The sequence below is a fragment of the Pseudomonas sp. Emmai genome (assembly GCF_055179735.1).
This window is the reverse complement of record NZ_CM143685.1, coordinates 5,301,829-5,321,707: the sequence shown is the minus strand read 5'-3', so window position 1 is coordinate 5,321,707 and position 19,879 is coordinate 5,301,829. Positions and strand designations below refer to the sequence as shown.

Here is a 19,879-nt window from a genome sequence, read left to right as displayed (position 1 = left end):
ATCCAAGACCCGCGAGGAGTAGTGATGAGCGAGGCGTTGTCCATCCACCATGACCAGGCTGGTCATCAGTTCGAGACCAATGTGGACGGTCATCGTGCCTACCTGACCTATATGGATCTGGGGAAACAGACCCTGGATATCTATCGCACGTTCGTGCCCAACGCATTGCGTGGACGCGGCATTGCGGCAGCATTGACCGAGCAGGCGCTGCAGTACGCCGAAGAAATGGGCTACACGGTGATCCCGTCGTGCTCCTACGTGGAGCGCTACATGGAGCGTCATCAGCGGCACGCCGCGAAGCTGAGCCAGTAAACGCAACGCATAAAAAAACGCCGGGTTAAGCCCGGCGTTTTTTTGTGCCCGAAAAACGTAGATCAGCTGCGATCGCGTTTCGGCAGCACGTCCTTGAGCTTGGCATGCATGCTGCGCAAGGTGTTTTCGGTGGCGGACCAGTCGATGCAGGCATCGGTGATCGACACGCCGTATTGCAGGTCGGCGAGGTCTTTCGGGATCGCCTGGCAGCCCCAGTTCAGGTGACTCTCGACCATCAGGCCGATGATCGACTGGTTGCCTTCGAGGATCTGGTTGGCGACGTTCTCCATCACCAGGGGTTGCAGGGCCGGGTCCTTGTTGGAGTTGGCGTGGCTGCAATCGACCATGATGTTCGGCTTGATCTTGGCCTTGTTCAGCGCTTGCTCGCAGAGCGCGACGCTGACCGAATCGTAGTTCGGCTTGCCGTTGCCACCACGCAATACCACGTGACCGTAGGCATTGCCCTTGGTGGTGACGATCGACACGCCACCTTCCTGGTTGATGCCGAGGAAACGGTGCGGGCTGGACACCGACTGCAAGGCGTTGATCGCCACAGTCAGGCCGCCGTCGGTGCCGTTCTTGAAGCCGACGGCCGAGGACAGGCCGGAAGCCATTTCACGGTGCGTCTGGGATTCGGTGGTGCGTGCGCCGATGGCCGACCAGCTGATCAGGTCCTGCAAGTACTGCGGGGAGATCGGGTCGAGGGCTTCGGTGGCGGTCGGCAGGCCCATCTCGGCCAGGTCCAGCAGCAACTTGCGACCGATGTGCAAACCATCCTGGATCTTGAACGAGTCATCCAGGTACGGATCGTTGATCAGACCTTTCCAGCCAACGGTGGTCCGCGGCTTCTCGAAATACACGCGCATCACCAGATACAGGGTATCGGACACTTCGGCGGCCAGGGTCTTCAGGCGTTCGGCGTATTCGTGGGCAGCCTTGATGTCGTGGATCGAGCACGGCCCGATCACCACGAACAGGCGGTGGTCGGTGCCATCAAGAATGTTGCGAATGACTTCGCGGCCCTTGGTCACGGTGCGCAGGGCAGCGTCGCTCAAAGGGATATCACGCTTGAGCTGATCGGGAGTGATCAGGGTTTCGTTGGAAGCGACGTTTAGGTCGTTGATCGGTAAATCAGCCATCGTTTACTCGTCAGGTCACGGGTGCCATCCGCCAGCGAACCCGCGCGGCGGAGCACAGCAAATTAAGCGCGTCGGGGAGCGGAACCTTAGCGCGTTACACCGTGATTCGACAATGGGCAGACACCGCTTTAATCCAGCACAGGCTGAGCAAAAGCCTTGCGGACTGTGTCGTGGGAGAACTCGTCGGCATGCTCCTGGACCCATTCGAGGGCCAGGGCCTGAATATCCTGCAAGTCATCATGTGCCTCATGCAGCCGGCGATAGTGTTCAATCTGGCACACCTGCTCACCCATCCGCGCACTGAATAGCATCTGCTCGTCCACAAACGCGATGCCCACCAGATAGCCGCGCTTTCGTCGCAGGCACCAGGCCACATAGCCCAGATAACGCAAGTCGGGGTTCAAGGTCGGCATGCGCACTTCCAGCGCCGTACCGTGACGCCAGGCGCGGTGGTAATTGCAAGCCATGCCCCCGAGGCTGATAGTGTGCAGCCGTTGCCGTGAAATGCACTCATGTTTGAGTAGCGTCAGCTCCACGGGTACATCGTCAGGATGAGGAAGAAAACGTCCCATGAACACGGACTCCCTGTGTCGCCCATTTGACATTGTTTCCCCCAGTATAGTGGTCGAATCGGAACTGACCGATTTCGACGCCGACCAGCGGCTGCTGGCGATGAGCGGCACTTCCCTTGTGATTTTCACCAGCGTCGGCTGCGCCAGTTGTCGTTTTGCCCGAGAGCAATTGCCCAGGCTCGATCTGAGGGTGGATCAGCTGTGCTGGATCGACGCCGGGGACAATGGCGGGTTGGTGGCGCGTTATGAGGTCTTTCATTTACCGGCGCTGTTTTTGGTGCGCGACGGTGAGTTTTTTGGGGCGGTACAGTCACGCCTGACCAGCACCGAACTCAATGCAGCGGTGGGGCAGGCGCTGAATCGAATTGCGGAGGAGTTGCCATGATGGGAGCAGTTGCCAAGCCGACAATCGGCATTATCGGGACCGGGGCGATCGGTGGTTTCTACGGGCTGATGCTGGCGCGGGCCGGTTTCGATGTGCACTTTCTGTTGCGCAGTGAGTTTTCCGCAGTCGCCGAGCACGGCTTGCAAGTCAACAGTGCGGTGCATGGCGCGCTGAGCCTGAATCCGGTCCAGACCTATTCAGCGGCCGAAGACATGCCACCCTGCGACTGGTTGCTGGTGGCGGCCAAGAGCACCAGCTCGGGCCTGGCCCCGATCATTACCCAGGCTGCTGCCCCCGGCGCCAAAGTCCTGTTGTTGCAAAACGGCCTGGATGTCGAGGACAGCCTGCGTGAAGTGCTGCCCGACTCGCTGCACCTGCTCGGTGGCCTGTGCCTGATTTGCGTCCACCGCGAAAGCCCGGGCGTGATCACCCATCAAGCGCTAGGCGCGGTCAATGTGGGCTACCACAGCGGCCCGGCCAGCGATGAAGCAGCGCGCATGGCGCTGGTCGAGGAGGGCGCCGGCCTATTCCGTGCCGCCGGCATCGACTCGCAAGCCATGCCCAACCTGCATCAGGCGCGCTGGCAGAAACTGGTCTGGAATATTCCTTACAACGGTCTGTCGGTGTTGCTGGGGGCGAGTACCACGCCATTGATGGCCGATGCCGATAGCCGCGCGCTGATCCAGGCGTTGATGGCCGAGGTGGTGCAGGGCGCCCAGGCTTGTGGTCACGCCATACCGCCCGGTTATGCCGACTACCTGTTCATGATGACCGAGAAAATGCCCGACTATTGGCCGAGCATGCACCACGATTTGCTGCACAAACGCCCGCTGGAGCTGGAGGCGATTTATGCCCGGCCCCTGGCGGCGGCGAAAGCGACGGGCTGTGAATTGCCGCGCATCGAGGCCCTGTATCGGGCGCTCGGTTTTATTGATCGACGTAACGTTTAAGTCGATCCACCAGAGGGGAAGGGCATGGCAAAAGACATAGATGACAAGTTGGTGCTGGCGATTTCGTCGCGAGCGTTGTTCGACTTGAGCGAGAGCCACAAGGTGTATTTGTCGAGCGGCGTCGAAGCCTATCGGCAGTACCAGATCGAACACGAAGACGAAATCCTCGAGCCCGGCGATGCCTTCCCGCTGGTGGAAAAACTGCTGAAGCTCAACGCCAGTCTTGGCCGCGCGCGGGTCGAAGTCGTGCTGGTGTCGCGCAACAGTGCCGACACCGGCCTGCGGGTCTTCAACTCGATTCACCATTACGGCCTGGCGATTTCCCGGGCGGCGTTTGTCGGCGGACGCAGTCCTTATCCGTACCTCAAGGCATTCGGCTGCGACCTGTTTCTCTCGACCCATGCCGAGGATGTGCGCAGCGCACTGGACGCCGGTTTTGCCGCGGCAACCATTCTCTCGGGGGGCGCGAGCCGCGCCGCCAGTGACGAATTGCGCATCGCCTTCGACGGTGACGCGGTGCTGTTTTCCGATGAGTCGGAGCGGGTCTATCAGGCTGGTGGGCTGGAAGCGTTCCAGGCCAGCGAGCGCGAAGCCGCCCGCGAGCCGTTGCGCGGTGGGCCGTTCAAAGGCTTCCTGGCGGCGCTCAATCTGTTGCAGCGCGAGTTCCCCGACGATGCTTGTCCGATCCGCACCGCCCTGGTGACCGCGCGCTCGGCACCGGCCCACGAACGGGTGATCCGCACGTTGCGCGAGTGGGACATCCGCCTGGACGAATCGCTGTTTCTGGGGGGACTGACCAAAGCGGCGTTTCTGGAAGCCTTTGCCGCCGACGTGTTTTTCGACGATCAGGCCGGCCATTGCGAACTGGCGCGCGAAGTGGTCGCCACCGGTCACGTGCCTCATGGCATAAGCAATGAGCAGAAAGTTTAAGCTCCTGCGTCAAGGTGTTACGCGGCCCGTCGTACTCGGCAAGGCACTGCTAAGCTGAATCAATCTCCGCCATGTCGGCACGCAAGGAGGTCATATGATTCGTTCCATGCTGTATGCCACCGACCTCGGCCTGTACGCACCTTTGGTGATGCAGCACGCCTTGGCGCTGGCGCGAACCTTCGATGCCGACTTGTATGTGGTGCACGCCGTGGAACCGATGGGGCTGTTCGCCGAGTCGGTGCTGCAAAGCTATCTCGATGAGCAGGCGTTGAACGAGTTTCACAGCCAGGGCCTGAACACGGTGATCGCCAATATCGAGCAACGGGTACTCGAAAGCTTTCGTGAAGAGCTGGGGGATGAGGGGGAGCAGGATCTGGAACGGATCAAAGCGGTGCGGGTGCTGCAGGGCGATCCGTCGCAGGTGATTCTCGACCAGGTGCAGAAACTCTCGGTGGATTTGCTGATCGTAGGTAGTCATAGCCATCGCGCCGGTGCGGAAACGCCTTTGGGGCGCACGGCGGCGCGGGTGTTGCAGTTGGCCAGGGTCCCGGTCTATCTGGTGCCGCTGGTGGAGCGTCGGCGTCAGGGCGATCGGTAGTGCGCGCGGGCTATGACTCGTCGCGGCGCCTTGCCTGGCAGCAACAGCCCCTCGTCAAAAGAGGAACGTATTCAAGAAGCAGGGCACAAGAACACGAATAATGGCGTTCTGATAAAAAAGTTCTAGATTTATTCTTCAAACCATTAATATAGTTATATACCGTCGCTGATGCCCGTGGCGTCTACCTGCTTTGAGGGATTCATATGAAGCTTCAACAATTGCGCTACATCTGGGAAGTGGCGCACCACGACCTCAACGTTTCCGCTACCGCCCAAAGTCTCTACACCTCGCAGCCGGGCATCAGTAAACAGATTCGTTTGCTGGAAGACGAATTGGGCGTCGAGGTCTTCGCCCGCAGCGGCAAGCACCTGACCCGCGTCACCCCGGCCGGCGAGCGCATCATCACCACCGCCGGCGAAATCCTGCGCAAGGTTGAAAGCATCAAGCAGATTGCCCAGGAATTCTCCAACGAGAAGAAAGGCACTCTGTCGATCGCCACCACTCACACCCAGGCACGTTATGCGTTGCCCCCAGTGATCAGCAACTTCATCAAGCAGTACCCGGACGTGGCGTTGCACATGCACCAGGGGTCGCCGATGCAGATCGCCGAAATGGCCGCTGACGGCACCGTGGATTTCGCCATCGCCACCGAAGCCCTGGAGCTGTTCGGTGACTTGGTGATGATGCCGTGCTACCGCTGGAATCGCTGCGTGGTCGTGCCTCAGGGCCACCCGCTGACCAAGCTGCCGAAGCTGACCCTCGAAGCCCTGGCCGAATACCCGATCGTGACCTACGTGTTCGGTTTCACCGGCCGTTCGAAACTCGACGAAGCCTTCAGTCATCGTGGCCTGACACCGAAAGTGGTGTTCACCGCCGCCGACGCCGACGTGATCAAGACTTACGTGCGCCTGGGCCTGGGCGTGGGCATCGTCGCGAAAATGGCGGTCGACGCCAAGCTCGACAGCGATCTGGTGATGCTCGATGCCAGCGATCTGTTCGAGTCCAGCATCACCAAGATCGGCTTCCGTCGCGGCACTTTCCTGCGTGGCTTCATGTGCGACTTCATCGAGAAGTTTGCCCCGCACCTGACCCGCGAAGTCATGGCCAAAGCCATTCAGTGCCACAACAAGCAGGAACTGGAAGAGCTGTTCGACGGCGTCGAACTGCCGGTCCACTAAGCTTCGTTAGACAACCTCGGTAACAGCAAACTGTTGCCGAGCGCCCGCCACCAGAATCTCCACCTCGTCCCCTTCGAACTTGCCCAGCAGGCTTTTGCCCAGCGGCGAGCGGGGGGTGATGACGGTAATCATCTGCCCCACCAGATCGACCTTCAGGCCCGCCGCGTCGGGGGCCAGGAACAGCCATTGTTCGCGACCCTTTTCGTCTTCCAGACCGAGCAGGGCGCCGACTTCGATGCCACGCTGATCGTCATACGGGCGCAACGCCAGGTTCTGGCAAAGCGTCAGTGAATGGCGGATTTCCTCGACTCGCTTCGCCTGCCCGGCCGCCAGGTAAGACGCCTCCAGTCCGAGCGTGTCGTATTTGTTTTCGGCGATGTTCTCTTCGTGGGTCGCGGTTTCGTAGGCGGTTTGCGCAGCGCGTTCGGCGATGTCGAGGTCGATGCGCAGCTTGTCGAGAATCAGTTGGTGGACAATGTGCTTATTCATGATCAATCGCAGAATTGCTGGACGTTAGCGCGGCTTTTTTCGTTCGGCGCGGTCTGGTCCTGTTGCAACCAGAACTGGCATTTGGGGTTCGACAGATTACGGTTATTGGTACGGGCCTGATCGAGGAATTGCTGTTGCTCGTTCTTGCGCAGGTTTTCTTTGTATTGCTCGAACAACGGACTCTGCGGCGGAATATCCGGCACCGGCTGTTGGACCACCGGCGGTTGCGCCAGTTGCTGCACGGCCTGGGCCACTGGCGCCAATTGCTCCGGGAAGATAAAACGCGAAGCGAGCCAGCACGTCAGCGCAATGGCCAGGAACCCGAGCCACAGACCCAGGGCAATGCTGCCGGTCAGTTGCAGGACGTTGAGGCGGATCGGCAACGGACGGCGTGGGTTGGGACGGTAGGGCATGGCTGCCTCCTGGCGGGTGGTCGCGGGCGGATGGCGATTGTCGCACGAAGATTAATCGTCGTTGGCTCTTCTGCACGGGGTAATTTATGCGGACAATCGCCGCCTTTGCCAACGGATTCCTGGAATGCCTGAACTGAAAGCCCGCTGGGATATTTTTTGCATCGTCGTCGACAATTTTGGCGACATCGGCGTGACCTGGCGGCTGGCCCGGCAATTGGTGGCCGAGCATGCGCTAGATGTGCGTTTGTGGGTCGATGATCTGCGGGCATTTGAACGCCTGTGCCCTGAGATCGACATCCATGCACCCCGGCAATGGCAGCAAGGTGTCGAGGTGTGCCAATGGCCGACTGAGTGGCAGCCTGCCGATGCTGCCGACGTGGTGATCGCCGCGTTCGCCTGCCAACTGCCCAGCGCCTACATGGACGCCATGGCCGAGCGCGAAAAACCGCCGCTGTGGATGAACCTCGACTACCTGAGCGCTGAAGACTGGGTCATCGGGTGCCACGGTTTGCCGTCGGTGAAGTACAAGAGTGTGCAGAAATATTTCTTCTTCCCGGGGTTCCAGAAAGGCACCGGTGGCTTGCTGCGGGAAAGCGGATTACTGGAGCGGCGTCGCCAGTTTCAGCAAAGCCCCGCGGCCCAGCGCGAATTCCTGCAAGGGTTAGGGGTCGATCGTGCGCAAGGTGCGCAGTTGATCTCGCTGTTTGCCTACGAAAATGCCGGGCTGGCCAGTTGGCTCGATACATTGGCGAGCGATTCGGTGCCCACGCATCTATTGGTGCCGGAAGGGCGGATTCTCGGCGACGTTGAACGCTGGCTCGGGGTCAGTGATCTCGCCGCGGGTGCGTTGTATGTGCGCGATGCCCTGACCCTTCAGGTGCTGCCGTTCGTCCGGCAGGATCAATACGATCACCTGCTCTGGTGCTGCGACTTCAACGCCGTACGCGGCGAAGACTCGTTTGTCCGGGCGCAATGGGCGGGGCGGCCGCTGCTGTGGCACATCTACCAGCAGGACGAAGACATTCACCTCGACAAGCTCGAAGCCTTCCTCACGCTCTATACAAAAGGCCTGTCGGCGCCCGCCACAGAGGCGATCAGCGGTCTTTGGCGAGCCTGGGATGCTGGCGACGACATGGCCGACCAGTGGCTCGCGACCCGCAAACACTGGCCAGAGCTGCAAAAACACGCCGAAGCGTGGTGTCTGGAACAAGCCTTGCAAGCTGATCTTGCCGCGGCGCTGGTACAGTTTTATGTAAATTGGATATGATACGCGGCCTAGATTTTTGTAAATCCCATCCAAATTCGGATATTCGCAATGAAAACTGGTAAAGAACTGAAACCCGGTACCGTGATCCGTCTCGAAAACGATCCTTGGCTGGTTCAGAAAGCTGAATTCACCAAGTCCGGTCGTAACAGCGCGATCATGAAGACCAAGCTGAAGAACCTGCTGACCGGTTACAAGACCGAGATCGTTTACAGCGCTGACGACAAACTGGACGACGTAATCCTCGACCGCAAAGAAGCGACCCTGTCCTTCATCAGCGGCGACACCTACACGTTCATGGACACCACCGACTACACCATGTACGAACTGAACGCTGAAGACATCGAAGCTGTTCTGCCTTTCGTTGAAGAAGGCATGACCGATGTTTGCGAAGCCATCTTCTTCGAAGAGCGTCTGGTTTCCGTAGAACTGCCGACCACTATCGTGCGCGTCGTTGACTACACCGAAGGTTCCGCTCGCGGTGACACTTCTGGCAAAGTCATGAAGCCTGCCAAGCTGAGCAACGGTACTGAGTTGCAAGTGGCTGACTTCATCGAAATCGGTGACCGCATCGAAATCGACACCCGCGAAGGCGGTTCCTACAAAGGCCGTGCTAAATAAGCACAGCCCCAGGAATGAAAAAGCCCGACCATTGAGTCGGGCTTTTTTTCGCCTTGGATTTGAAGATCAACTGATCGCAGCCCGGACGTTAAACGGTCACATGCAAACGCACTTCGACATTGCCACGGGTGGCGTTGGAGTACGGGCAGACCTGGTGGGCAGCTTCAACCAGGGATTGCGCATCGGCTTGTTCCAGACCTGGCAGGCTGATGTGCAGGTCGATGTCCAGGCCGAAACCGCCAGGAATCTGGCCGATGCCGACATGGGCAGTGATCGAGGCGTCGTTAGGGATGGTGCGTTTGGTCTGGCTGGCGACGAACTTCAGTGCGCCGATAAAGCAAGCGGAGTAGCCGGCTGCAAACAGTTGCTCAGGGTTGGTCGCCGCGCCGCCGGCACCGCCGAGTTCTTTCGGGGTGGCAAGTTTGACGTCCAGGACGTTGTCGCTGGAAACCGCACGACCGTCACGGCCACCGGTGGAAGTTGCGATTGCGGTGTAGAGAGTTTGCATGGTGTGAGCCTCATTCGGGTTTGGGTATTTTGCGCTAAATGTTTGCGCGCTAAGTAAGTACGAGGTGAATGTATCGCGCGAATATTTAGCGCGCAAGATAAATTTTTGAAAAAGTTTGGCTTGTGAGAGATGTCTTAGATGCGAATCGCCGCAGAGGCTTGGAATAGAGGGGTTTGTGCGGGTTGTGCAGGCGGGAAATTATTTGCGGCTTTTGAGGGCGCCTTCGCGGGCAAGCCTCGCTCCTACAAGGGGGAACGCATTCCAAATGTAGGAGCGAGCGGTGCGACGATTCGACTTGCCCGCGAAGAACGAAAACGCGGTCTAGCAAATGTCCCTAAAGACTGTCCTGCAAGTGGCTACGCAGCGCTTGAAGATCATTTTGCAGCTTCTTCAATTGCTCGATCGTCTGCCCGCTAGCCCCCAATATGCACTGCGGAATATCCCGAGCCTTGTCCCGCAACGCGCGACCCTGTTCGGTCAGTTCGACGATCACCACCCGTTCATCTTCACGGCTGCGAGTACGACTGAGCAGTCCTTCAACTTCAAGTCGCTTGAGCAAAGGGGTCAACGAGCCAGGATCGGTCAGCAGCCTTGTGCTGATTTCGCCTACGGTTAAACCATCCCGTTCCCACAACACCATCATCGCCAGGTACTGCGGATAGGTCAGGCCGAGCGCTTGTAGCAAGGGTTTGTAGACCTTGGTCATCAGCAGCGAAGTGGAATGCAGGGCGAAGCAGACCTGATTGTCCAGCAGCAGGTGGTCGCAAGTGTCCGGGGTGTTGCTGTCGGTGGTCATGTCAAAGCCTTGATCTGTAATCGCCATGAATCTAGCGGGCGAATCTTTAATGCGCCAGATAATTATGGCTCAGTAGCCGGTAAGGTTGCCTTGCAGGGCCAGATCCCACGGCGCAATCGGGCTGAAGCGCGTCTTCAGGTATTCGAGTAACAGGCGACTGCGGGAGCTGGCCTGCTGTTCCAGACGCAAGGCGTAGATCCCGGCGGTTTCCGGCTTCGGCAGGCCGTTTTCACAGAACAATGGCAGCAGTTCGCCACGCAACAGGTATTCGCTGGCCAGCCAGGTCGGTAAATGCGCGATACCCAGCCCGGCCAGTGCGCCGCAGACCAGCGCCTCGGCATTGTTGGCGCTCATGCGAATGCGCGCGGGCCGGTGCAACTGCATGCGCCCCTCTTGCTCGAAACGCCAGGCAAAGGGCGGGGCGAGGCCGTCCCAGTCGAGGCCGTCGTGTTCGCTCAGTTGGGATGGATTGGTCGGCACGCCCCGGCGCTTCAGATAGGCGGGGCTGGCGCAGGCGATGCGCACCATGTTCGCCAGCGGCGTGGCCACCAGCCGGGTGTCGGCCATCTGCCCGGCGCGTAGCACCAGATCGACCTTGCCCAGGTTCAAGCCCTGCATGTCGACAAAGCTGTCGATCAGGTGCAGTTGTACATCGAGGCCGGGGTACAGCATCAGAAAATCGGCAATGACCGGCGCCAGATGTCGGCGACCAAACGCGGCGGGCGCGTCCACTCGAATCAAGCCTTCGGGGGCGCTACTGAGAGAAACCGCTTCCGCCCGGGCCAGGCGCAGTTCGGCAACGATTCGCCGCGCGCGCTCGGCAAACGCCAGACCGGCCGGTGTCGCCCGGACGGCATGGGTGCTGCGCAGGAACAACTGGCTGCCCACGGCGCTTTCCAGGCTATCGATGCGCCGAGCCACGGCCGAAGGCGTCAGCGGATGGCGCCGGGAGGCGGCGGAAAAACTCCCGGTTTCGAGCACATCGAGGAACAGCCCGAGTTGGTCGGTCAATTGATTGGGATTCATGGTTTACCAGCGCTTGTGCGAAATCGGCACAGCCATTGTGCGTTGCTATGCGTTTCCCTGCCAGGGCCGACTGCGTAGGATGAAACGCCTGACAAGAGGGAATAGACCTGTGCTTGAGTTTCTGCTGTACCTGATCTTCGGCGCTGCCTTGGGCACTCTGGGTGGTTTGTTCGGCATCGGTGGTGGCCTGATTGCCATTCCGCTGCTCGGGGTGTTGTGCGGTCTCGATCAACAGATCGCCCAAGGCACCGCACTGGTGATGGTGGTACCGAACGTGATGCTGGCGCTGTGGCGCTATCACCAGCGCAATCGCATCGAAATGCGTCACGCATTGCCGCTGGCATCGATGGGGTTTTGTTTTGCCTGGATCGGTTCGATCTGGGCCGTGGGCATCGATGCGCAAACCATGCGCGTGGGATTTGTCGCGTTTCTGGTGGCGCTCTCGACCTACAACCTGGTGCGAATGTTTACCGCCAACGCACCGGCGACTTCGCAAATGCATTACTCCTGGCCATGGCTGGGCGTGCTCGGCGCGGCGTCCGGGACCATGGGCGGGTTGTTTGGTGTGGGCGGGGCGGTGGTGGCGACGCCGGTGCTGACCAGCCTGTTCGGCACCTCGCAGGTGGTGGCTCAAGGCTTGTCGCTGGCCCTGGCGTTGCCAAGCACCGGCGTCACCCTGGTGACGTACGCGGTGCATCATCAGGTGAACTGGATGATCGGTTTACCCTTGGCAATTGGCGGATTGATGAGCATCAGTTGGGGCGTGAAAATCGCCCACGCCATGCCGGAGCGGCTGCTGCGCGGGCTGTTCTGCGGTTTCCTGGTGTTCTGTGCGGTGATGCTCGCTCTTAAAGTTTGAAGCCTTCGACGATGTGCTCGGCCAGGCATTCGGTGATCGGCGACGGGTTGTGCAGGTTGCGCACCAGCATGATGCTGGCCTCGGGCAACATGGGCAGGTCTTCGGCGGCGCCGAGGATGCGCATGTCCGGGGTGATCAGGCTTTCCAGTTGCGCGGTCACCGCGAGGCCGGCACTGACCACGGCCATCAACGCCGAGAGGCTCGAGCTGTTGTAGGCAATGCGGTAATCCCGGCCCATGGCGTCGAGGGCATTGCACGCCCATAACCGGCAGAAACAATCACTGTTGAACATCGCCAGGGGCAACGGCGTCTGCTCGTGGGCGCTGAAACATTGCGCTTCGGCCCAGACAAAACGCTCCTTGCGCAGCAACTGGCCGATCTCGGTCCCCGGTTCGCGGGTGACGATCGACAAATCCAGGTCCTGGCGCTGCAACAACTGCCTGGTCGACTCGCAATGCACTTCGATCTGGATCAGCGGATAGAATTTGGCGAACCGCGACAGAATCCCCGGCAGAAACCGCATCACATAATCATCCGGCGTGCCGATGCGCACGGTGCCGACCATGTGCGGTTCGCGCAGGGTATTGAAGACTTCGCTGTGCAGTTTGAGGATGCGCCGCGCATAGCCGAGCAGCACCTGGCCCTCGGCGGTCAACTTGACCTGACGCCCGTCGCGCTCGAACAGCTGGCGCTGCAACACGTCTTCTTCCAGGCGCTTCATCTGCATGCTCACCGCCGATTGCGTGCGGTTGACCAGTTCCCCGGCGCGGGTGAAACCGCCCAGGTCGGCGATGGCGACAAACGTGCGCAGTACATCGGTATCGATACTGGGGAACGCAGACATTCATCAATCTCCGAGATGTATGGCATCAGAAACATTCGTTGGATTGATCTTAGCTCCAGCGCGAGACTACAGCCATCCCTAAAGGAGGGCGACATGATGAAAGGTCAACACGAGCAGGTAACGGCAGAAAAATTCTCGATCCACGCGGTTTCCGATTTGCTGCACAAGTTTAGTCGCTGGTACGAACTTCACCGCGAACGTGAGCTGCTGGCGAGCTTGAGCGATGAAGCACTGAAGGACATCGGCGTCAGCCGTGCGGATGTCGAGCACGAATCGGTCCGGCCGTTCTGGGACGATCCGATGCATAAATGATGAGGCCATTGCTACACAAACCCCTCTCTGGTGAGGTAGGTTGCGAGCAGACAAGGAGATGCTCATGCCCGCAACGCTGTCCTTTTCCATCAAACAGGCTCGACGTCTGGCACTGGCTGCCCAAGGGTTCAACGGGCGCCAGCCGCCAGCGGCGATCAAACCGGTCCAGCTCAATCGCCTGATTGAACGGCTGGGCATTTTGCAGATCGATTCGGTCAATGCGTTGGTGCGTTCGCACTACCTTCCCTTGTTTTCCCGTCTTGGCAATTACTCATCCGACCTGCTTGACCAGGCTGCCTGGAGTCAGGGGCGGCGTCGTACGTTGTTTGAATATTGGGGCCACGAGGCTTCGTTATTGCCGCTGTCCATGTACCCGCTGATGCGCTGGCGCATGCAGCGCGCTACCCGCGGCGAAGACATCTACCAGCAACTGGCGAAGTTTGGTCGTGAACAGCAGGACACGATTCGCCGGGTACTGGGCTCGGTCGAAGAACTCGGCGCATTGGGCGCCGGTAGCTTGTCGACCCGTCAGGAACGCGCCGGTCCCTGGTGGGATTGGAGCGCCGAAAAGCATGCGCTGGAATGGTTGTTTGCCGCCGGTGAAGTGACCGTCGCCGGCCGACGCGGGTTTGAACGGCTTTACGATTTGCCGGAACGGGTGATTCCTTCGGCCGTTCTCCAACAGCCGTTGCTCACTGAAGCCGAAGCCCAGCGCGGTCTGTTGCTGCATGCCGCGAATGCCCTGGGTGTGGCGACGGAAAAAGACCTGCGGGACTATTTTCGGCTCAACCCCGGTGACGCCCGGCCGCGTTTGGCGGAACTGGTCGAGGCCGGTGAGTTGTTGAGCTGCGAAGTTCAGGGCTGGCGCCAACCGGCGTATTGCCTGCCCGAGCCCAAGGTCCCGCGCAAGGTCGAGGCCAGCGCCTTGCTGTCGCCCTTTGATTCGCTGGTCTGGGAGCGCAGCCGCACCGAGCGGTTGTTCGATTTCCGTTATCGGCTGGAGATTTATACGCCGCAGGACAAGCGGGTCTACGGCTATTACGTGCTGCCGTTTTTGCACAATGAGCGGATTGCCGCGCGGGTGGATCTGCGGGCGGATCGGGCGCTGGGCCGGTTGGCGGTGCATGCGGTGCACGAAGAAGAGCCGGGGCTGGATGACGCGGGGATGCTGGCGTTGGCGGTGAATTTGCGGCAGATGGCGGATTGGTTGGGGCTGGAGCGGGTGCAGTTGAATTGTCAGCGGGTGAGTGCTGGGCGGTTGCGGGTGGCATTGGCGCAGATTGAGTAATTAGGCCTTAACCTGATCGTTCCCATGCTCTGCGTGGGAATGCTTCTAGGGACGCTCCGCGTCCAGTGACGCGGAGCGTCACGGGCTGCATTCCCACGCAGAGCGTGGGAACGATCACTGACTCAGCGGCGGACTTGTTTCAACGTCTCGGCAATCAAAAACGCCAATTCCAGCGACTGATCCGCGTTCATCCGCGGATCGCAATGGGTGTGATACCGGTCCGACAACCCATCCTCGGTAATCGGCCGCGCCCCGCCAATGCACTCGGTCACGTTCTGCCCGGTCATTTCGATGTGGATACCGCCGGCATAAGTGCCTTCCGCTTCGTGGACCTGGAAGAACTGCTTCACTTCGCCGAGGATCTGCGCAAAGTCGCGGGTTTTGTAGCCACTGCTGGCCTTGATCGTGTTGCCGTGCATCGGGTCGGAGCTCCACAGCACTTTCTTGCCTTCGCGCTCAACGGCGCGAATCAGCTGCGGCAGGTGATCGCCGACCTTGTTCGCGCCCATCCGCGCGATCAGGTTCAAGCGGCCCGGATCGTTGTCCGGGTTGAGCACGTCGATCAGGCGAATCAGGTCTTCCGGATTCATGCTCGGGCCGACCTTCACGCCGATCGGGTTGTTCACCCCGCGCAGGAACTCGACGTGGGCGCCGTCAAGCTGACGGGTGCGGTCGCCGATCCACAGCATGTGGGCCGAGCAGTCGTAGTAATCGTTGGTCAGGCTGTCGCGACGCACGAAGGCTTCTTCGTAGTTCAGCAGCAACGCTTCGTGGGCGGTGAAGAAACTGGTTTCGCGCAATTGCGGCGAGCTGTCCATGCCGCAGGCGCGCATGAAGGCCAGGGTTTCATCGATGCGATCAGCGAGGTGGCTGTACTTCTCGGCCAAGGCCGAGTTGGCGATGAAGTCCAGGTTCCACTTGTGCACTTGGTGCAGGTCGGCAAAACCGCCCTGGGCGAAGGCGCGCAGCAGGTTCAGGGTGGCGGTGGACTGGTGATAGGACTGCAGCAGGCGTTCCGGGTCCGGCACGCGGCTTTTTTCATCGAAACCGATGCCGTTGACGATGTCGCCACGGTAGGCGGGCAGGGTCACGCCGTCGATGGTTTCGTCGTTGGCTGAGCGGGGCTTGGCGAACTGGCCGGCCATGCGCCCGACTTTAACCACCGGGCAACCGGCGGCAAAGGTCATCACGATGGCCATTTGCAGCAGCACTTTAAAGGTGTCGCGGATTTTCGCGGCGGAGAACTCGGCGAAGCTTTCGGCGCAGTCGCCGCCCTGCAACAGAAACGCGCGGCCCTGGGTCACTTCGGCGAACTGACGGCGCAATTCCCGGGCTTCACCGGCAAACACCAGCGGCGGATAACTGGCCAGGGTTTGCTCGACCTGCGCCAAATGCGCGGCGTCGGGGTAGCGGGGTTGTTGCTGGATCGGCAAGGCACGCCAGCTGTCAGGGCTCCAGGGTTGGCTCATCACGGTCTCTAGTGTTTACGCACGGGCGCTTATGTTATCAGCAATTAGTGCGTGACCTGTTCCCGTCGCTTCGCGGACAATCGCGCCTTTGCCGCTTCATGTGGCGGCTTGTCGCGTTGCCGGCATCGGTGACGATCAGGAGACGAAATGACTGAGGAGCGCGTCGAGCATCTGCTCGCCGAGGTACAGGATGAGTTCGGCGTGATTCGCGTGCTGGAAGTAGCCGATTACCGTTTTCTCGAATTCGGCGATGCCATCGAGCAAAGCTGCGTGTTCACTGCTGACCCGAGCTGGCTGGAATACGACTACACCCGCGCCATGCTGATTGGTGCGCTGTGCCATGAACAGCCGGAAAGCGCGCTGTTCCTCGGCCTCGGCGCCGGCACGCTGACCCAGGCTTGCCTCAAGTTCCTGCCGCTGGAAGACGTCGAAGCGATTGAGCTGCGCCCCGACGTGCCGCGCCTGGCCATCGAATACCTGGGGCTGGATGATGATCCCCGGCTGTATATCCGCGTCGGCGATGCGCTGGACTTGCTGGAGACGGCTGAGCCGGCGGACCTGATTTTCGTCGACCTCTATACCGATGTCGGGCCGGGTGTCGGGCATCTGGCCTGGAGTTTTCTGGAAAACTGTCAGAAACGCTTGAATCCGGGGGGCTGGCTGGTGATCAACCAATGGGCCACCGATGACGGCAAACCCCTGGGCGCGGCGTTGTTTCGCGGGCTCTATCACCGGCATTACTGGGAACTGCCGGTGAAGGAGGGCAACGTGATCCTGATCGTGCCGTCGGAGCTGGATCAGGAACTGGACATGGACGTCTTGATCGCCCGGGCCGAAGGGCTGGCGCCGCGGTTGGGGTATTCGTTGTTGTCGTTGATCAAGGCGATTCGGCCGGCGACGTGATGCGGTGAGGTCCTGTGGCGAGGGAGCTTGCTCCCGCTTGAGTGCGCAGCACTCACAAGATCTGCATTGATTGCGAAGATTTTTGGGGCCGCTTCGCAGCCCAGCGGGAGCAAGCTCCCTCGCCACAAAAGCGTTGTCAGCAGCCTTTGAATACGCCGGGCCGCTTCTCGACCATCGACCGCACCCCCTCCTTGGCATCCTCACTGTTCAACAACTTCTTCACCATCGCCGGTAACGCCTGCGCCGCCGCGGTTTCTCCCTCATAACGCGCCTGTCTGGCCGACATCAATGTTGCCTGGACCCCCAGCGGTGCCTGCCGGGCAATGCGTTCTGCCAGTTCAATTGCCCTCGGCAGCAGATCCTCGCTGGCCATCACTTCCTGCACCAACCCCAGGTGCAACGCGTCATGGGCATCAAACTCATCACCGGTCAGCAGCCAGCGCATGGCGTTGCCCCAGCCGGCCACCTGATGCAAACGCAGGGTGGCGCCGCCAAACGGAAAGATCCCGCGCTGCACTTCCATCTGGGCAAATCGGGTATTGCTGGCGCACAGGTTGATGTCGGCGGCCAGCATCAGCTCGATGCCGATGGTCAGGCAATAACCTTGGGCGGCGACGATCACCGGTTTGCTCACCCTCGGTCCGGCGAACACGCCCCACGGATCGCAGCCGCCGGGCGGTGCCTGCCAGCCTTCGGCGAGTGCGGAACTGGCATTGATCAGGTCGAGCCCGGCGGTGAAATGCTCGCCGTGGCCGAACACCACCGCGACCCGCGCCTCGTTGTCGGCTTCGAACTCGCCGTAGGCCAGGCTCAGGTCGTTGAGCAGATCGAGGTCGAAGGCGTTGCGTTTGGCGACCCGGTCCAGGCCCAGCAACAACACATGACCACGTCGTTCGCGGCTGACACGACTGGAAACAGGCTGATTCATGAGGTATTTCCTCGGGCGGGAAGGGGGTGCCAGACCGAAGGTCCGGGTCATCAGGGTGAACCGTTTTAGCGCCATCGCCAGCAGGGCCGGGCCTTTGAAAAATAGACCGTTGCACGATTATCCGCAAAGCGTGTGACACAACGGCGTATGCGTCAGTTTTCCGACAAATAATGCTCCCTTTTTGGGCGAATTCCGGTATAGTGCGCGCCGGCCTTTAACCGGGCCGCGTTTAGGTAGCGCAATTCCCCGAAGTCAGCTTCGGCTGCACGTCCGCACAGCGGACTCTTCCTTGACGAATCTTTTTCATTCATTCGTTTTCGCAAATCCCCGCCGACAAAGCAGCCAGGGCGACTCTTGAGTCTTACACGGCATGCGCAGCTTTGGAGCATGGGTCTTTGCGGATGCACTTAGAGGCAGACCCATGACCCAGGAAACCGGCGGCTTCGCCGCTTTTAATCTTAATCCGAATATTCTTGCAGCCGTCATCGCGACTGGCTACGAAGAACCTTCGGCTATTCAGCAGCAATCGATCCCGATCATCATGGCCGGCCACGACATGATTGGCCAGGCGCAAACCGGTACTGGTAAAACCGCCGCGTTCGCTCTGCCAATCCTGCATCGCATCGATCCTGCCAAGCGCGAGCCGCAAGCCCTGATCCTGGCGCCAACCCGTGAGTTGGCGCTGCAAGTAGCAACCGCTTTCGAAACCTACGCCAAGCAAATGCCGGGCGTTACCGTTGTGGCCGTTTACGGCGGCGCCCCGATGGGCCCACAACTGAAAGCAATCCGTAATGGCGCACAGATCGTTGTCGCCACTCCGGGTCGTCTGTGCGACCACCTGCGTCGTGACGAAAAAGTCCTGTCGACCGTGAACCACCTGGTTCTGGACGAAGCGGACGAAATGCTCAAACTGGGTTTCATGGACGACCTCGAAGTTATCTTCAAGGCTCTGCCACCGACCCGTCAGACCGTATTGTTCTCGGCGACCCTGCCGCAGTCGATCCGTGCGATCGCCGAGCGTCACCTGCGTGATCCGCAGCACGTAAAGATCCAGACCAAGACTCAGACCGTTACCGCGATCGAACAGGCTCACCTGTTGGTTCACGCTGACCAGAAGACCTCGGCTGTATTGAGCCTGCTGGAAGTCGAAGACTTCGATGCCCTGATCATGTTCGTGCGCACCAAGCAAGCGACCCTGGACCTGGCCAGTGCCCTGGAAGCCAAAGGCTACAAAGCCGCTGCGCTGAACGGTGACATTGCTCAGAACCAACGTGAGCGCGTGATCGAATCCCTCAAGGATGGCCGTCTGGACATCGTTGTGGCGACCGACGTTGCCGCCCGTGGCCTGGACGTTCCGCGCATCACTCACGTGTTCAACGTTGACATGCCGTACGACCCGGAATCCTACGTTCACCGTATCGGCCGTACTGGCCGTGCCGGTCGCGAAGGTCGTGCACTGCTGCTGGTGACTCCACGTGAGCGCCGCATGCTGCAAGTGATCGAGCGTGTAACCGGTCAAAAGGTTGCCGAAGTTCGCCTGCCGGACGCACAAGCTGTTCTTGATGCCCGCATCAAGAAACTGACCAACAGCCTGTCGCCACTGGTGGCTGATGCCGAATCGACTCACGGTGATCTGCTCGATCGCCTGACCGCCGACATCGGTTGCACCCCGCGTGCCCTGGCCGCTGCACTGCTGCGCAAAGCCACCAACGCTCAGGCGCTGACCCTGGCTGCGATCGAGAAGGAACGTCCACTGGTGCCGAACAACGCACCGCGTGGCGATCGTCCAGAGCGCACCGGTGATCGTCCGGACCGTGGTGATCGTGAGCGTCGCGCTCCGGTTCCATTGGCCGAAGGCCGTGCTCGTTGCCGTACCGCGCTGGGCGCGCGTGATGGCATTGCTGCCAAGAACCTGCTGGGCGCTATCCTGAATGAAGGCGGTTTGGCTCGTGAAGCCATCGGTCGCATCCAGGTGCGTGACAGCTTCAGCCTCGTCGAGCTGCCGGAAGATGGTCTGGAAAAACTCCTGACCAAACTGAAGGACACTCGCGTTGCTGGCAAGCAGTTGAAGCTGCGTCGCTATCGCGAAGATTAA

The 19,879-nt window shown here is 60.2% G+C and carries 23 protein-coding genes; 13 read left to right on the top strand and 10 right to left on the bottom strand.

Going from position 1 to position 19,879, the window contains the following annotated elements:
• Positions 1-24 precede the first annotated feature (24 nt).
• Complete coding sequence (locus tag ACY4LX_RS24410) at positions 25-312, top strand: GNAT family N-acetyltransferase (protein ID WP_020800382.1); 288 nt, start codon at positions 25-27, stop codon at positions 310-312.
• Between the two features lie 62 nt (positions 313-374).
• On the opposite strand, the gene ACY4LX_RS24405 is transcribed toward ACY4LX_RS24410, so the two are convergent.
• The gene (locus ACY4LX_RS24405) at positions 375-1,451 is read right to left on the bottom strand and encodes a 3-deoxy-7-phosphoheptulonate synthase (RefSeq protein ID WP_149660118.1); all 1,077 of its coding nucleotides are present in this window, start codon (positions 1,449-1,451) and stop codon (positions 375-377) included.
• A gap of 128 nt (positions 1,452-1,579) precedes the next feature.
• Positions 1,580-2,023, bottom strand: coding sequence for a PilZ domain-containing protein (locus ACY4LX_RS24400; RefSeq protein WP_123406704.1), 444 nt, complete (start codon positions 2,021-2,023; stop codon positions 1,580-1,582).
• Here ACY4LX_RS24400 and ACY4LX_RS24395 point away from each other — a divergent pair.
• The 5 genes from ACY4LX_RS24395 to cysB all read left to right on the top strand — a co-directional run bounded on the left by ACY4LX_RS24395 (position 2,022) and on the right by cysB (position 6,064).
• Complete coding sequence (locus ACY4LX_RS24395; protein ID WP_463258090.1) at positions 2,022-2,408, top strand: thioredoxin family protein; 387 nt, start codon at positions 2,022-2,024, stop codon at positions 2,406-2,408. The genes ACY4LX_RS24400 and ACY4LX_RS24395 overlap by 2 nt on opposite strands.
• On the top strand, positions 2,405-3,358 hold the full coding sequence (locus ACY4LX_RS24390; protein WP_463258089.1) for a putative 2-dehydropantoate 2-reductase: 954 nt from the start codon (positions 2,405-2,407) through the stop codon (positions 3,356-3,358). Before ACY4LX_RS24395 ends, ACY4LX_RS24390 begins: the two co-directional genes overlap by 4 nt.
• Positions 3,359-3,382: 24 nt before the next feature.
• The gene (locus ACY4LX_RS24385) at positions 3,383-4,288 is read left to right on the top strand and encodes a 5'-nucleotidase (RefSeq protein WP_463258088.1); all 906 of its coding nucleotides are present in this window, start codon (positions 3,383-3,385) and stop codon (positions 4,286-4,288) included.
• Positions 4,289-4,382: 94 nt separating this feature from the next.
• A complete protein-coding gene (locus ACY4LX_RS24380; RefSeq protein WP_149660123.1) occupies positions 4,383-4,886 on the top strand; it encodes a universal stress protein in 504 nt (167 codons plus the stop codon).
• A 203-nt stretch (positions 4,887-5,089) separates the two neighbouring features.
• Positions 5,090-6,064 (top strand): HTH-type transcriptional regulator CysB, encoded by a 975-nt coding sequence (gene cysB / locus ACY4LX_RS24375; protein WP_054052018.1) that lies wholly within the window; start codon positions 5,090-5,092, stop codon positions 6,062-6,064.
• A gap of 6 nt (positions 6,065-6,070) precedes the next feature.
• Here the strand turns inward: cysB and ACY4LX_RS24370 are convergent, their stop codons facing one another.
• Together ACY4LX_RS24370 and ACY4LX_RS24365 are read right to left on the bottom strand one after the other, a co-directional pair.
• The gene (locus ACY4LX_RS24370; RefSeq protein WP_149660124.1) at positions 6,071-6,553 is read right to left on the bottom strand and encodes a GreA/GreB family elongation factor; all 483 of its coding nucleotides are present in this window, start codon (positions 6,551-6,553) and stop codon (positions 6,071-6,073) included.
• A 2-nt stretch (positions 6,554-6,555) separates the two neighbouring features.
• Positions 6,556-6,966 carry a hypothetical protein gene (locus tag ACY4LX_RS24365; RefSeq protein ID WP_149660125.1) on the bottom strand — a complete coding sequence of 137 codons (411 nt, stop codon included), beginning with the start codon at positions 6,964-6,966 and terminating at the stop codon, positions 6,556-6,558.
• A 124-nt stretch (positions 6,967-7,090) separates the two neighbouring features.
• On the opposite strand from ACY4LX_RS24365, the gene earP reads away from it, so the two are divergent.
• Together earP and ACY4LX_RS24355 are read left to right on the top strand one after the other, a co-directional pair.
• Positions 7,091-8,233, top strand: a complete 1,143-nt coding sequence (gene earP / locus ACY4LX_RS24360) for an elongation factor P maturation arginine rhamnosyltransferase EarP (RefSeq protein WP_463258087.1) — start codon at positions 7,091-7,093, stop codon at positions 8,231-8,233.
• Between the two features lie 48 nt (positions 8,234-8,281).
• Positions 8,282-8,851: an elongation factor P gene (locus tag ACY4LX_RS24355; RefSeq protein WP_032626910.1), complete on the top strand. Its 570-nt coding sequence runs from the start codon at positions 8,282-8,284 to the stop codon at positions 8,849-8,851.
• An 88-nt stretch (positions 8,852-8,939) separates the two neighbouring features.
• On the opposite strand, the gene ACY4LX_RS24350 is transcribed toward ACY4LX_RS24355, so the two are convergent.
• The 3 genes from ACY4LX_RS24350 to ACY4LX_RS24340 all read right to left on the bottom strand — a co-directional run bounded on the left by ACY4LX_RS24350 (position 8,940) and on the right by ACY4LX_RS24340 (position 11,181).
• Positions 8,940-9,359, bottom strand: a complete 420-nt coding sequence (locus tag ACY4LX_RS24350) for an organic hydroperoxide resistance protein (protein WP_149660127.1) — start codon at positions 9,357-9,359, stop codon at positions 8,940-8,942.
• A 334-nt stretch (positions 9,360-9,693) separates the two neighbouring features.
• Positions 9,694-10,155: a MarR family winged helix-turn-helix transcriptional regulator gene (locus ACY4LX_RS24345; RefSeq protein ID WP_149660159.1), complete on the bottom strand. Its 462-nt coding sequence runs from the start codon at positions 10,153-10,155 to the stop codon at positions 9,694-9,696.
• Positions 10,156-10,224: 69 nt separating this feature from the next.
• Positions 10,225-11,181 carry a LysR family transcriptional regulator gene (locus tag ACY4LX_RS24340; RefSeq protein ID WP_463258086.1) on the bottom strand — a complete coding sequence of 319 codons (957 nt, stop codon included), beginning with the start codon at positions 11,179-11,181 and terminating at the stop codon, positions 10,225-10,227.
• A gap of 109 nt (positions 11,182-11,290) precedes the next feature.
• Here ACY4LX_RS24340 and ACY4LX_RS24335 point away from each other — a divergent pair, with 109 nt between their 5' ends.
• On the top strand, positions 11,291-12,040 hold the full coding sequence (locus ACY4LX_RS24335; protein ID WP_463258085.1) for a sulfite exporter TauE/SafE family protein: 750 nt from the start codon (positions 11,291-11,293) through the stop codon (positions 12,038-12,040).
• Here ACY4LX_RS24335 and ACY4LX_RS24330 read toward each other — a convergent pair.
• Entirely contained in the window at positions 12,030-12,884 is an 855-nt protein-coding gene (locus ACY4LX_RS24330; protein ID WP_149660130.1) for a LysR substrate-binding domain-containing protein, read from the bottom strand. The two genes, ACY4LX_RS24335 and ACY4LX_RS24330, sit on opposite strands and share 11 nt — an antisense overlap.
• Before the next feature lie 96 nt (positions 12,885-12,980).
• On the opposite strand from ACY4LX_RS24330, the gene ACY4LX_RS24325 reads away from it, so the two are divergent.
• Complete coding sequence (locus ACY4LX_RS24325; RefSeq protein WP_149660160.1) at positions 12,981-13,196, top strand: DUF1127 domain-containing protein; 216 nt, start codon at positions 12,981-12,983, stop codon at positions 13,194-13,196.
• A gap of 64 nt (positions 13,197-13,260) precedes the next feature.
• Complete coding sequence (locus ACY4LX_RS24320) at positions 13,261-14,484, top strand: winged helix-turn-helix domain-containing protein (RefSeq protein WP_463258084.1); 1,224 nt, start codon at positions 13,261-13,263, stop codon at positions 14,482-14,484.
• 122 nt (positions 14,485-14,606) lie between these two features.
• On the opposite strand, the gene ACY4LX_RS24315 is transcribed toward ACY4LX_RS24320, so the two are convergent.
• Positions 14,607-15,953 (bottom strand): class II 3-deoxy-7-phosphoheptulonate synthase, encoded by a 1,347-nt coding sequence (locus ACY4LX_RS24315; protein ID WP_092279550.1) that lies wholly within the window; start codon positions 15,951-15,953, stop codon positions 14,607-14,609.
• Between the two features lie 147 nt (positions 15,954-16,100).
• On the opposite strand from ACY4LX_RS24315, the gene ACY4LX_RS24310 reads away from it, so the two are divergent.
• On the top strand, positions 16,101-16,856 hold the full coding sequence (locus ACY4LX_RS24310; protein WP_463258083.1) for a spermidine synthase: 756 nt from the start codon (positions 16,101-16,103) through the stop codon (positions 16,854-16,856).
• 136 nt (positions 16,857-16,992) lie between these two features.
• On the opposite strand, the gene ACY4LX_RS24305 is transcribed toward ACY4LX_RS24310, so the two are convergent.
• The gene (locus ACY4LX_RS24305; protein ID WP_149660134.1) at positions 16,993-17,784 is read right to left on the bottom strand and encodes a crotonase/enoyl-CoA hydratase family protein; all 792 of its coding nucleotides are present in this window, start codon (positions 17,782-17,784) and stop codon (positions 16,993-16,995) included.
• Positions 17,785-18,205: 421 nt separating this feature from the next.
• Between ACY4LX_RS24305 and ACY4LX_RS24300 the strand changes: the two genes are divergently transcribed.
• Positions 18,206-19,879, top strand: a complete 1,674-nt coding sequence (locus ACY4LX_RS24300; RefSeq protein ID WP_054052043.1) for a DEAD/DEAH box helicase — start codon at positions 18,206-18,208, stop codon at positions 19,877-19,879.